This window comes from Microvenator marinus, assembly GCF_007993755.1.
In the GTDB taxonomy this organism is placed as follows: Bacteria; Myxococcota_A; Bradymonadia; order Bradymonadales; family Bradymonadaceae; genus Allomicrovenator; species Allomicrovenator marinus.
On the sequence record NZ_CP042467.1, the window covers coordinates 3,996,708 to 4,009,486 of the forward strand.

Consider the following 12,779-nt stretch of genomic DNA (forward strand, 5'->3'; position numbering starts at 1 on the left):
AATTTCATGACACAAGAGAATGACAACAAAAACGAAGAGTTCAAGGCCCTAGAGCTGCTCTTAAGAAAGACGCGACGAGATCTTGAGACGCCGGCGATGGTGGAAGGTTTCTTGTGGTTCTTCGCCACGCTCGGCGCGGTGTTCATCTCGTGTGTCCTCCTGCTCGTTCTCTTTCCGAAGCATATCGAATGGGTGTTTAGCGCGATGACCGTTGGGGTTGGCGCGACTTTCTTTGTGGGCCTCATCGCTGCGTGGCGTTTTTTTCGCTCCTCGATGGACCTCGTGGCGGTGGCTCGGCTGGTGCAGTCAAACGTGCCAGAGTTTCGCGACGATATCGTGGCTGCGCTCCAGTTTTCTAAGGATTTGGCAGGAGAACAGGTTGCCTACTCGCGCGAAATGGCCGAGGCCCACGTCAAAAAGACCACGCGAGCTCTCCTGGCTAAGAGCAATGGTAAGAATTCACTGGCGGAGCTCTGCGCTCCACGAGACCTGCGGCCGGCCATCTGGGCGAGCATCGGTGCGTGGGGAGTTTTGGCCGCTCTTGTGGTTTGGTCACCACCGGCAGTTGAGATGCTCTTCTCCAAAGCGCAAGAGGAGACCACTGAAGACGGGGTAAAGCGCCGCCCACTCGTGGGTGAAATCGACCTTATCTTGAATTATCCGGCTTATACCGGCCGCACCATGGACTACCAGGTCTTTGTGGCGGGCCACGTCAAGGCGATGGTCGGCACCGAAGTTCGCGTCAAGACCTACTCGTTGATTCCGAACCTGCAACGTTTCGAACTCGTGCTCAAAGAAGAAGGGGCTGAGAACGAGCGTGTCATTCCTGTGGCGTCTGAAAATGGACTCTTGAGTGCAAAGTTTATCGCGACCGCCAACGGTTCGTACCGATTTAGAGCCTATACCGAGGAAGGCGGGCTTATCGAAGACGCCGCAGAGCGCCAGATTTCCCTCACGCCCGACGAGCTTCCCCGAATCGAGGTCACCTTGCCTCAAGAGGAAGAGGTGGAGGTTAGCCCTCAGGATGTGGTGCGAATCGAGTTTTTTGTGACCGATGATTTTGGCATTGAGACGGTTTACCGGACCGAGATTTTGGCCGGTACCGACCCGGACGAGGCTAAACAAGAGGTCTTTGACCTGCCGTCTCTTTCAACCAATCCGCGTCAGGTCGAGCACGGGTTTGACCTGGATCTCAAGCCGCTCGATTTGCGTCCGAAGGACGTGGTCGTCGTCACCCTTTATGCGACCGATAACAACACTTTGACGGGGCCCGGCGTGGGTGAGAGCAGGCAAATCGTTCTGCGAGTAGCCAGTCCGGAGGACCGCCATATGCGCCTCCTCGAAGAGCAAACGCAAATCGTAGATGCAATGATCAATCTGCTCGCCGACTATCTGGAGAACCCTTTTGGCAGGCGTGAGCTTCAGGGCAAAGATCGTTACGAACAGGTGCCGTCTGAAGACTTTTTGGCGCGCTCGGCTGAGCTCCTTCCAAAGCACCATGAGCTCAACGGCAAGATGAGGGTCTTGGTCGAAGCTATGGGAGCGGTCTTCGAGAAGATGAAGTCAGACCCGCTGACTGTGGAAAAAGACCGCATCATTTTTGAGTCGTTGATGCTTCAGTTCAAAGGTCTTCATGAATCGGGTGAGCCCCTGGACGATTTGAGGTTGATTGCAAGCCATGCGTCCGACGCCGAGGAGGGCCTGGAGAAAGGTATTTTGCGCCTCGACCATCTGCTCCTGAAGCAAAAAGAAGACATGATCAAAGCGGCTGCTGAGGAGATTCGAGAGCTCAAAGACCGCCTCAAGGAGCTGCTCGAAAAATATCGCGACACGCAAGACCCGGAACTTAAAGAGGCGATCAAGCGCGAGATGCAGCGGCTGCGGCAGCGAATGGCAGAGCTCATGCAGCGCATGCGCTCTCAGCTCAAGGAGCTCCCGAAGGAACATATCAATCGCGATGCCTTGGAAACTCAACAGATGGAGAGCGACGCCCAGAAGATGGCGGATGCCATGGAGAGCGTGGAAGACCTTTTGGAAAAGGGCGATATCGATGGCGCCCTTGAGGCACTCGAGAAGATGACGGAGGGGCTCGACGGCTTGACTGAAGGCATGGAAAGCTCGGGTTCTGGAGGTCAGTCAGATCCTGAGTTCGACAAGAAGATGAACGAGCTGATGGACCAAACTCGCGACGTCGAAGAGATGCAAAAGGCGATTGAGTCCGAGAGCTCTGAGGCTCAAAAGAAGGCCTTGGAAGAGATGGCCAAGGAACTCGAAGAGATGGCCCAAAAGGCGCAAGAGGAGCTCCTTCAGGAAATCGCGAAGCAGGAGAAGACGCTTAAGCAAGCGCAGGATCGACCAGTAGATCAGATGTATCGATCGCAGATGGCTCGTGCCGAGGAAAAGGTCGAGCGGCTCAAAGAAGCGGTGGAGGACCAGAACTTTGATATTGCAAACGAGCTTGCGCGTGAGTCCACTCAGGAGCTGCGCGGGCTTGAGTTTGACCTCGAGATGGCTCAGCGGTTTCAATCGAACGTTGGGCGAAAGGCCGCCGAAACCAAGCGCGCACAGCGTGAAATGACCGAAGCGCGATCGCGCGCCGATAGGATCGAGCGCAAGCTGGGTGAGCTGCAGCAAGCAGCACGTGAGCAGATGTCACAGTCAGGCGGCGAGAAGATGGGTGAGCTGGAAGGCAAACAGCAATCAGCCAATGAAAGGGCGCAGAAACTCTCGGAATCACTGGAAGAAGCCGGAAAGAAATACCCCGCGCTCAAGGAGAAACTGCAGCCATCGTTAGAAGCCGCGCGAAAGGCCATGGGCGAATCCTCGCAAAGTCTCGGTGAGGGACAGATGCAGCGCTCTATCGACCATCAGCGACAGGCGCTCGATGAGCTCCAGCAGCTTCAGCAGTCGATGAAAGAGGCGATGCAGGAACAACGGCAGGGAGAGAATGGCCGAGAGATGGAAACGGAGAAGGTCGAGATTCCCGATTCTGAGAAGAAAGATGGGTCTTTCCGCCAAGACGTGATGAAGAACATGCGCGAGGACCGCCTCGAGGGCTACTCGGACGAGATCCAGCGCTACTTTGAGAGTTTGATGGAGTAGGTATGCAGCCTAAAATTTACACATGGTTATGCCTCCTCTTGGTTTGGGTTTCTTTGCCAGCGTGGGCTGCGAGTCCTCGTGACGCCGACCAGGCATTGAGCGCCTGGCAGTTGCCGGAGGCGAAGCGAATCCTCGAGGAGCTCGAGACGAAGGCTCCGGATTCTGTGGAGACCCTTTACTTGTGGGCGCGCTACGACTTTTATGAAGGAAACTACGATCAGGCGGTTGAGCGTCTGGACCAAGCGATTGCGACGGCGCCGCGCCGTGAGTTTCAAGAATTGAGAGAGATCGTGGCGTCTACCCGCGATGTCACGAAGAACTACACCAAGCACACAAGCCCGAAGGGCTATTTCGAGATCTGGCTCGAGCCCGGAAAGGACGAGGTCCTCCTTCCTCACGCATTCGAGGCCCTGGATTTGGCCTACGACGCCTTTGCCGAAGAGATCGGCTACCGGCCACCAACACCGGTCCGGGTTGAGGTCTATCCACAAACCACCACCTTGGCCAAAGTCTCCATCCTAACTGAAGATGACATCAGGACGTCGGGGACGATCGCCCTTTGTAAGTACAACAGGCTCATGATCACGAGCCCGCGCGCGACCCTTCGGGGTTATGGCTGGGTGGACACCCTGGTGCATGAGTACGTACATTACGTGGTGAATCAGAAGACGCACAACCGCGTGCCGATCTGGATGCACGAGGGGCTGGCGAAATTCCTGGAACGCCGCTGGCGAGGCCCGGATCAGCATATGTTGGCGCCTTCATCAGAGCATCTTCTGCAAAAACGGGTGAAGGCCAATTCGTTGATCACCTTTGATCAGATGCACCCTTCGATGGCTAAGCTACCCAGTCAGGAAGATGCTGCGCTGGCGTTCGCAGAGGTCTATACCGCCATGGAGTACCTTCGCGAGAAGGCTGGTCCAGATGCTTTCGAGCGACTCCTCGACCTGATTGCTCAGGGGCGTGACGCTCAGCGGGCGTTTGCCGAGGTTCTGGGCGTTCCGTTTCAGCAGTTCGAGCGCGAGTGGAAAGCGAGCCTGAAGAGCCGCAAAGCTTCTGCGTTTCCGGAGGAGAGTGGATTCGAGGAACGTCTGGTGTTCAAGGAAGAAGCCGAGTCTGAGCTCAAACAAATGGAGTCGCCCAAAGCCAGAGACCATATGCATTTGGGCGAGATCATGCAGGCGCGCGATCGATTCGAAGCGGCGGTGATCCAATATCAAAAGGCCGAACGAATTGCGGGCTCCCACAATCCTGTGCTTCAGTCGCGGCTTGCGCACTCGCTTTTGGCACTGGGCCGTGCCGAGGAAGCGGTGAGCTCATTGGAGTCGAGCGTCGAGTTCTATCCGTCCTATGTCTCGTCCTGGATCAATCTTGGAAAAGCCTATGCCGCGCTTTCGCAATGGGATAAAGCACTTGAGCACCTGAACGAGGCGGCCCGCATCAATCCTTTTGACCCCGAAGTACATTCTGAGATGGCTCGGGTGTACAAGGCCATGGGGCGTACCGAGGACGAAGCCCAAGCGCGTCGTTTCATGACTCTTGTAAGTGCGCCGTAGTCGACTAGAGTGCGAAGCCCTGAATTTTTTGACCGATTGTTGTGAGTGATTGTGGCTAGTGAACCAACCCAAAATGAAGAAGTCGCCAAGGACCTGGAAGCCGTCGAAGAACTGGCGAATGCCAGAGACGCGATTGTCGGCGAGATTCGCAAGCGAATTTTCGGGCAGGAGGAGTTGATTGAACACCTCCTCGTTGCGATGTTTGCTCGCGGTCACAGCCTTCTCATGGGCGTTCCCGGGCTCGCCAAGACGTCGTTGATCTCGACGGTCGCGCAGGTCTTGAACCTGGACTTCAACCGCATTCAGTTCACTCCGGACCTAATGCCCGCAGACATCACGGGTACGGATATCCTCGAAGAGGATGGTAGCGGCAAGCGTGTCTTCAAGTTCATCCGAGGCCCTGTCTTTACGAACCTCCTGCTTGCTGACGAGATCAACCGCACGCCGCCCAAGACACAGGCCGCGCTCCTTCAGGCCATGCAGGAGTACAAGGTATCCGCCGGTGGGCGAACCTACGACTTGACCAAGCCGTTTCTAGTTTTCGCGACCCAAAACCCGATTGAACAAGAGGGCACGTATCCACTTCCGGAGGCGCAGCTTGACCGCTTCATGTTCCACCTCAAAGTGGACTACCCAAGCGCCGAAGAAGAGCTTTTGATCGTGGAGAACACCACGTCGGGCGTAACCTCTGAAGTAAAGTCGGTGCTTGATGCCGAGACGATTCTTAGACTTCAAGAGATCGTCAATCGTGTCCCTGTATCCAAAGAAGTGCTCGAGGCGGCTGTTACGCTCGTAAGAAAAACACGGCCAGAAGACGCAAGTGCGCCAGATTTTGTGCGGGAGTTCGTGAGTTTTGGAGCCGGTCCGCGCGCCAGTCAATATCTGGTGTTGGCGGGAAAAGCCCGCGCGCTCCTCGGAGGGCGGCTCACGGTGTCCCGAGAAGATATCTACGCGCTCGCTCATCCGATTTTGCGCCACAGGATTTTGACGAATTTCCAAGCGGAGGCGCAACGCGTCGATAGCGACCAAATCATCGATCGACTCCTGAAACTCTAATGTCCAGGTATCAATCCAAACTCCTGAATCCCGAGCTCTTAGAGAGTCTTGGGAACATGAACGTCAAGGCCCGTGGCCTTGTCGAGGGGATCATTGCGGGCATGCACCGCTCCCCGCATCGCGGAGGGTCGGTTGAGTTTGCCGAGTACTCGGAATACACGCCGGGCCAGGAGCTCCGCCATATCGACTGGCGCGTTTATGGAAAGTCCGACAAGTACTACGTCAAACAATTTCAGGACGAGACGAACCTCCGGGTTTTTCTCGTGATGGACGGCTCGGGTTCCATGGGCTTCCAGGGCGAGACTGCGCCGTGGACCAAGCTCGAATGTGTCTCAACGCTTGCAGCTGCCATCGGATATCTGGTTTTGAAGCAGGGCGATTCCGTGGGGGCGCTTCACCGAGACGCCTTCCTGCCTGCCTCGTCCAAACGTACGCATCTTGAAGACCTCCTGCACCTTTTGGAGAACCTGCCATCGAGCGGCGATGCCGGTTTGCTCAAGTGTTTGGAAACCATTGTGGAGCGGGCAAAGGGTCGCGCGCGGGTTCTGGTATTCAGCGATATGCTCGACGCCGACGAAGACGTCTTGACCATGCTGAAGATTCTCAAGCGACGCCGATACGACCTCAGCGTCTTCCACGTTCACGACCCAGCGGAGATGGACCTTCCCTACGAAAATCTGACGATCTTCGAGGGCATGGAAGAAGACGGCGAGCTGCTCGCCGAGCCCGATGACCTTCGTGACGAGTACCTCAAAGCCATTCGCGCCCATATCAAACGCGTGGAAAGTGCGTGCCACGAGAGCAATATCGAGTATCACCGGTTCCTTTCCACGGACTCGCTTGAGAACGTGGCGCTGGCGTTTTTGAGGGGGAGCGCGTGAACTTCATAGAGCCAATCTTCCTGGTGGGATTGCTGGCAGCTGCCCTTCCTTTGATCATCCACTTGATCAACAGGAAGAAGGCGTCTCGCGTGCCGTTCCCCGCTATGAAGTTTGTGCTTCAGTCGCAAAAACGCGTTGCAAAGGGCGCCAAAATTCGGCAGTGGATCTTGCTCGCCTTGAGGGCGCTAGCCCTTGCCCTGCTCGCCCTTGCGTTGGCCAAACCCTTCTTCAAGAGTCAAGAGGGTTTGACCATGGACCAGCGCCTGCCCACGGCTAGCGTGATCGTGTTGGATACGTCCTATTCCATGACCAGCGCTGACGGTTGGGAGCAGGTTGAAGAGATGCTAGACGCCGAGGTCTCCCGGCTTAGACCTTGGGATGAAGTCAGCCTGATTACTTCAGACCTGCGTGTGGATACTGGGAAGCCGAGCACCGACCATAACGTCCTCAAGCGCGCTGTGGATCAGGTGGAGCCCGGCTTTCACGCGCTTGGCTTTAACGAGGCCCTTCTGCAAGCCTCCGACCATCTGAACACCTCGCAGCTTCCTAATCGGCGAATCGTTCTCATCACGGATGGTGCCAAAGGGGCCCTGGAAGACGCCGCGCCCCAAGTTGCATGGCCGGTGGAGGTTCGAAAGCTCGAGCTTGAGTCCCCAAAATCGGTGGCTATCTCGGAGGTCAACTATGCCCAAGAGGGCGCAAGACGGGATAGAATCTGGCGGATCGAGGCGACCCTGAATAACCTATCCGAGGATGACCAAAACGCGGTTCAGATCGACTTGATGATCGGCGAGAATACCGTGGCGTCTGGGCGCGTGGATATTCCGGCCGGAAAGTCTGCGACCCATGTGTTCAGATACAAACCAGATTCGCAGGCAGCCCAGAGCGCGCGCGTCCGAATCCCCGATGCCGACGAGCTCGCCGCGGATAACGAGCGGTGGTTTAGCCTCGCGATGAGCGACCAAACGCGTGTGCTTTTGGTCAACGGTGAGCCATCAACTGTAGCGTACGAAGACGAGCTTTTCTTTGCCGAGCGCGCGCTCGCGCTCAAGAATGAAGAGGCGAGCATGACGCTCTCCGTCACAAGCCGCGAAGGTTTCGAAGCACGCGATCTCCAGGAGTTTGACGTCATTCTCGTGGCGAATGTCGCGCAGTTGACCGCGCAATCTGCTGAGAAGCTAAAGGCTTTTGTAGAGGGCGGTGGTGGACTTCTCGTAACCATGGGTGGTCAGGTAGATGTTGGCTGGTGGAATCAGGCGCTCGGCGAAGTTTTGCCAAAGCCGCTTAGGTCTCAGAAACTCCTCGCGGAGATGGGCGATCCGGACGCGCCGGTCAAAGTGACTCGGTTTGGGCTCGCGCAGTCCTCGCACCCGATCTTCGAGGCGTTCACCGCACCCGGCGGAGGGACGCTACAATCGGCTGAGGTGTATTCCTACATGCTCTTGGAGCCCTCGCCGCCAGATTCAAAGACCTCTATTTTGATGAGCTACAAGGACGGAGCACCCGCGCTCCTGGAGCGAGAACTCGGTAGCGGCCGAGTGCTCCTTCTGACCACGAGCATCGACATGGATTGGACGGACTTGCCCACGCGGACATCCTATCTGCCGCTCATGCGCCGGATGACGCAATACCTCGCGCGCCGAGTCACGAGTGATGCAAAGGGCGTCAACCAGGTGGGCTCCGAGGTCGCGTTTGACGTCAAGGGCCTGAGCGCTGAGCGCGTCATTGCCCTCTCCCTGAGTGGAGCAGAGGTCACGCGCCTTGTGGAGACCCCAGACGAAGACGGGGTCGTGCGTTTCAGAGTCTGGAAGCCCGGAGTCTACGAGGTCTATCTCGACGACGAGACACCGGAGAAACGCCGACCCGCTCTCGACTTCTCGGTCAACGTGGATACCGCGGAAGCTAACCTTTCGCCCCTCCCGGACGAATTCTTCCTCGCGTTTAATCCAGGCGGCGAGTCCGCCAAGGGCCCGTCTCAAGAAAGACGGGTGAGTGTCTGGCCCTTCTTGCTCTTTGTCTTTACTATCTTCCTGCTCTTGGAATCAGTGTTAGGCACCCGTCGAAGTGTGCTCGTGCGCCTTTGGCGAACACTTACCCGAAGACCGCAGGAAGCGGATGCGTTGGACTGAACTCAGACTTGGACTCATGGTGTGCCTTTTGGCGCCGAGTTTGACGTGGGCACAATCAGTCAAAGTTCATACGACCACTGTGGGGCGCTACCAGCAAAGACTCCGTGTGGACCGAACCGTGGATGCTGTACGAGCCGTCTCGCAACGCGTCAACGTCTGGGTTTGGGATGCTCGCGGCAACCAAAGCCAAGACCTCAACATCCATTTTGGCGCCCGGTACTTCACTGATTTTGGGCTAGCCCAGCAACTGCGCCTTGACCCGCTCTTCTCGACCCAATGGAACGACGTGGTTTTGGAGCGTTTGACCGTGGATTGGACTCCGTTTGAGCCTATCAACTTGAAGGTCGGGCGTCAGTGGGGCCTCGACTCGTTAGGCATGTACGAGTTCGACGGCGCACATGTTCAGACGCGCATTCGGCTTAGTCCGGACGTGCGTGCGCACCTCGGGATCAGCGCCGGCCGTGATCTGCAGCTCGAGACCGGTTGGTACGCGTCTGACCTCTACGATGTGCAAGGCCTACCGACACTTGACCGTGATGAACCGCTGACCCAGAACGCGGTGCTCCTTGGCGGAACGGCGGGAATCGGCTGGGACGGCGCCGGTTTAAGCGTCTCCTATCGTCGCCGCGATCGCGATGAAATTCTGGGCGAAGAGAGGTTTGGCGCGGCATTCCACGGGCAAGTGACCAAAAGTATCAATATCAGTGCTCAAGGGATCTACAATCAGGTCCTAAACGGCGTAGAGCGCGCGAGTGTGCAAGCGGCTGCATCCACCTTTGATCAAGGCCCGAGGCTATCGGCGGGTGTGAATACCCAGAAGCCGTGGTTCGATAGCGCGAGTATTTTCAATATCTTCGGCGCGCGTGCCCACCACGGTGCGTGGCTTAGCGCCATCCAGCCTGTGGAAGGGCTTCGAACGACTTTCGACCTGCGCGTTTGGGGCAGGGAGTACGATGCCGACTCTAGGACGCTAGGCATCGGCGCCGGAGCCACGACAGATCTAGAAGTTTTGGGCCTTTATACGGATTGGCGAGCCCTTCTGACCTGGCAGACTTCGGTGGACCAAATCTCAGACGAACTCTCCGCCGGAGACCAATTCTTGGGTGACCTTGCCGCGCGCATTTCTTTGTCCAGAAAGGTTCGACTAAAGGCCCGCGGCGTGCTGCTCTGGGCCGAGACGTCTAGTCTTCGATACGCGCCAGGATGGGCTGGTATCGGCGTGCTCGGAGTCGACTGGTTGAGCGAATTTGGGACCATCGGACTTCTGGTCGAGTCTCAACAATCCACCTTTCAAGGAGGAAATCTGCAGGGTTACGTCATGTGGGAGCTGGAGGCATGGCCATGAAGAAGTTGGGCTTACTCCTTGGGATCTTGGGGTTTTTGGCGCTGGGATGGTTTGGTTCCGAATCGTTGGATGCCCAAAAGGGTGAGGGAAAGATCCTGGCTAGTGAAGTGTATCCAGAATACGATTCGGGCATTGTCTTTTCGCACCCCAAACACGCCGAATTGCCCTGCACAGCCTGCCACTCCGAGGCCCCGACAAGCCTGAGCGGCGCGGATGTTCTGACGCCAAAAATGCAGGTATGCACGGATTGTCACGGCGCCGGAATTCAGGCTGAACCGGCGCTCGAGTCGTGTTCAGGCTGTCATGCCGGAATGCCCAAGGCGCCTGTTTCAACCGAGGAAGCCACGCAATGGCAGAAGATCACGCCTCGGCCGCTCGTTCTTCCGCGCCCTCAAGCAAAACTGAAATTTGCGCACCAAAAACACAAAGACATCCAGTGTCAGACTTGCCATCAAGGTAGTGTGGCTGAGCCCACCATGCCTTCGATGGATTCCTGCATGACCTGTCATACTCAAGATGCGGCCGCCCCCACCGCGTGCGCCACCTGCCATACGGCGCCCGTTCAAGGCATGTCGGCGACGCGCGTGGTGAGCGCCAACACCTCGCTAAAACCGATGAACCACGATCTGGACTGGCTCAAACGACACGGCCGGATTGCGCTATCAAACCAGGCCGACTGTGTGTCCTGCCATCAAGAGACTGACTGTGTAACCTGCCACCAAGAGGCGAACGCGCGGCCCTTCGCTGTGCACCCACCCGGCTTCAACCTGATGCATGCGGTGGACGCGCGCTCGGACATGGCCAATTGCACCTCTTGCCACACCGTGGACGGCTTTTGCGCCGAGTGCCACACGCGCTCCGGGCTCTCGACTCGCCCCGCGACGGCGCCACCGAGACTCGCGTTCCACCCGCCCGGTTGGGTAGAGGGCGCAAATCGGCACGGACTCGCTGCCCGGCGCGACATCAACGAGTGCGCGAGCTGTCACGTGGAAAACGATTGTGTGACCTGCCACACAGGCATCAATCCTCACCCTCCCGAGTTTCGTTTCGAGTGCAAAAACCTCCTCGAAGCGAACGGCCAGATGTGCCTTAAGTGCCATACGAGCACGCGCGGCCTTTGCGGTTTCTAGTGGGCGCTCTTCGTTTCTATCCAGCGGCGCTCGCATCCAAGAGCCATGCAAGTTGTTTGGCTAAAAAGAGACATTCGCCTTCGTGACCATAAACCCCTGATTGAGGCGGCAAAACGGGGACCTTTGGTGCTCCTCTACGTCTACGAGCCCGAGGTCTACCGCAATCATGATTATGACGCGTGCCATCTGGACTTCACGAATCAATCCCTCCAAGAACTCGATCGGAAACTCGGCCAATTCGGTGGGTTTATAACCTATCGAAACGCCGAAATCACAACGGTGCTAGAAGAGTTTAGGGCACTCGGCATGACCCATCTCTGGTCCCACGAAGAAACCGGCAACGACGCCACCTATCAGCGTGATATCCGCGTGGGCGCATGGGCTCGTGCCGCAGGCGTAGTTTGGACTGAGATCCCACAATTCGGCGTGGTCAGAAGACTTAAGGACCGCGACGGCTGGGCCAAACGATGGGACCGGCGCATGGATGAGGCCGTGGCTGAGGATTTCACGGGCGGCAAATTCGCCGCGATTGAGCCCGAGGCGCGCCGTTCTGCCCACGAGCTCGGTCTCAAGCCGAGCACCAAGTCCGGAGCGCAAAAGGGCGGCGAGGAACTCGCCTGGCAGACTTTGGAGAGCTTTCTCTCCTACCGAGGCGTCAACTACCGAGCCGATATGTCGAGCCCCGTCGAAGGCTGGGAGGGGTGTTCGCGCCTGAGCCCGCACATCACGTACGGAAATATCTCGATGAAGGAAATCTGGCAGGAAACCAAGCGCACCGTAGAAGAGCTGCGTGAGCTTAAGAAATCCGCCGAGGTCGACAAACGTTGGTTCGGATCGCTCAAGTCGTTTGAGGGCCGACTCCACTGGCACTGCCATTTCATGCAGAAGCTCGAGGATGAACCCGAGATTGAGTTTCAGAACATGGCGCGCATCTACGATGGTATGAGAGACGAGTTCAACGCCGAGTTTTTCGAGGCGTGGTGTGAGGGACAGACGGGCTACCCTATGGTGGACGCCTGCATGCGGTGTCTAAAGGAGACGGGTTGGCTGAACTTCCGCATGCGAGCGATGGTGGTCTCCTTTGCGTCCTATCACCTCTGGCTCGACTGGCGGAAAACCTCGCCCTATCTTGCCCGGCAATTTGTGGACTACGAGCCTGGCATCCACTACTCGCAACTCCAGATGCAGTCCGGCGTTACGGGCATCAACACGATTCGCATCTACAGTCCGGCCAAACAGGTTAAGGACCAAGATCCGACCGGCGAGTTCATCCGCCGCTGGGTGCCGGAGTTGGAGGGCGTGGGCGATTCAGATCTCGCAAACCCTGAGGAGATGCCTGCGCTGCTTCAGAGCTCGAGTGGATGCGTCATCGGCAAGGACTACCCCGCGCCGATCGTGGACCACAAAACCGCCTACAAACTCGCCCGCGACCGTGTGTGGCAAGTCCGCAAGACCAAAGCGGCGCGTGCTGAAGCCGACGAAGTTCTCGAGAAGCACGGGAGCCGCAAACGGCCTCGAAACTGAAAGAAGTTTCGTAGTGTGAAAAAATTGCATAGCTGGGGGTTCACCTGCAGAGTCCT

General features: G+C 57.3%; 8 protein-coding genes. All 8 read left to right on the forward strand.

What is annotated here, in order from left to right:
- Nucleotides 1-6: 6 nt before the first annotated feature.
- Genes FRD01_RS16515 through FRD01_RS16545 form a run of 8 tightly spaced genes read left to right on the forward strand, consistent with a single transcriptional unit; the run spans nt 7 to nt 12,723 of the window.
- A complete protein-coding gene (locus FRD01_RS16515) occupies nt 7-3,102 on the forward strand; it encodes a DUF4175 family protein (RefSeq protein WP_249755686.1) in 3,096 nt (1,031 codons plus the stop codon).
- 2 nt (nt 3,103-3,104) lie between these two features.
- Nucleotides 3,105-4,658 carry a tetratricopeptide repeat protein gene (locus tag FRD01_RS16520; protein WP_146961578.1) on the forward strand — a complete coding sequence of 518 codons (1,554 nt, stop codon included), beginning with the start codon at nt 3,105-3,107 and terminating at the stop codon, nt 4,656-4,658.
- 51 nt (nt 4,659-4,709) lie between these two features.
- Nucleotides 4,710-5,714: an AAA family ATPase gene (locus FRD01_RS16525; RefSeq protein WP_249755687.1), complete on the forward strand. Its 1,005-nt coding sequence runs from the start codon at nt 4,710-4,712 to the stop codon at nt 5,712-5,714.
- Entirely contained in the window at nt 5,714-6,595 is an 882-nt protein-coding gene (locus FRD01_RS16530) for a DUF58 domain-containing protein (RefSeq protein WP_146961581.1), read from the forward strand. The genes FRD01_RS16525 and FRD01_RS16530 overlap by 1 nt, the downstream gene beginning before the upstream one ends.
- A complete protein-coding gene (locus FRD01_RS16535; protein ID WP_146961583.1) occupies nt 6,592-8,724 on the forward strand; it encodes a BatA domain-containing protein in 2,133 nt (710 codons plus the stop codon). The genes FRD01_RS16530 and FRD01_RS16535 overlap by 4 nt, the downstream gene beginning before the upstream one ends.
- Nucleotides 8,711-10,069 carry a hypothetical protein gene (locus FRD01_RS24430; RefSeq protein ID WP_249755688.1) on the forward strand — a complete coding sequence of 453 codons (1,359 nt, stop codon included), beginning with the start codon at nt 8,711-8,713 and terminating at the stop codon, nt 10,067-10,069. The genes FRD01_RS16535 and FRD01_RS24430 overlap by 14 nt, the downstream gene beginning before the upstream one ends.
- Complete coding sequence (locus FRD01_RS16540; protein ID WP_249755689.1) at nt 10,066-11,199, forward strand: cytochrome c3 family protein; 1,134 nt, start codon at nt 10,066-10,068, stop codon at nt 11,197-11,199. Before FRD01_RS24430 ends, FRD01_RS16540 begins: the two co-directional genes overlap by 4 nt.
- A 45-nt stretch (nt 11,200-11,244) precedes the next feature.
- Nucleotides 11,245-12,723 carry a cryptochrome/deoxyribodipyrimidine photo-lyase family protein gene (locus tag FRD01_RS16545; protein WP_146961586.1) on the forward strand — a complete coding sequence of 493 codons (1,479 nt, stop codon included), beginning with the start codon at nt 11,245-11,247 and terminating at the stop codon, nt 12,721-12,723.
- Nucleotides 12,724-12,779 lie beyond the last annotated feature (56 nt).

Coding starts and splice junctions, on each gene's coding strand:
- FRD01_RS16545 (WP_146961586.1), top strand. CDS start 11,245: ATGCAAGTTGTTTGGCTAAAAAGAGACATTCGCCTTCGTGACCATAAA.
- FRD01_RS16540 (WP_249755689.1), top strand. CDS start 10,066: ATGAAGAAGTTGGGCTTACTCCTTGGGATCTTGGGGTTTTTGGCGCTG.
- FRD01_RS24430 (WP_249755688.1), top strand. CDS start 8,711: ATGCGTTGGACTGAACTCAGACTTGGACTCATGGTGTGCCTTTTGGCG.
- FRD01_RS16515 (WP_249755686.1), top strand. CDS start 7: ATGACACAAGAGAATGACAACAAAAACGAAGAGTTCAAGGCCCTAGAG.
- FRD01_RS16530 (WP_146961581.1), top strand. CDS start 5,714: ATGTCCAGGTATCAATCCAAACTCCTGAATCCCGAGCTCTTAGAGAGT.
- FRD01_RS16520 (WP_146961578.1), top strand. CDS start 3,105: ATGCAGCCTAAAATTTACACATGGTTATGCCTCCTCTTGGTTTGGGTT.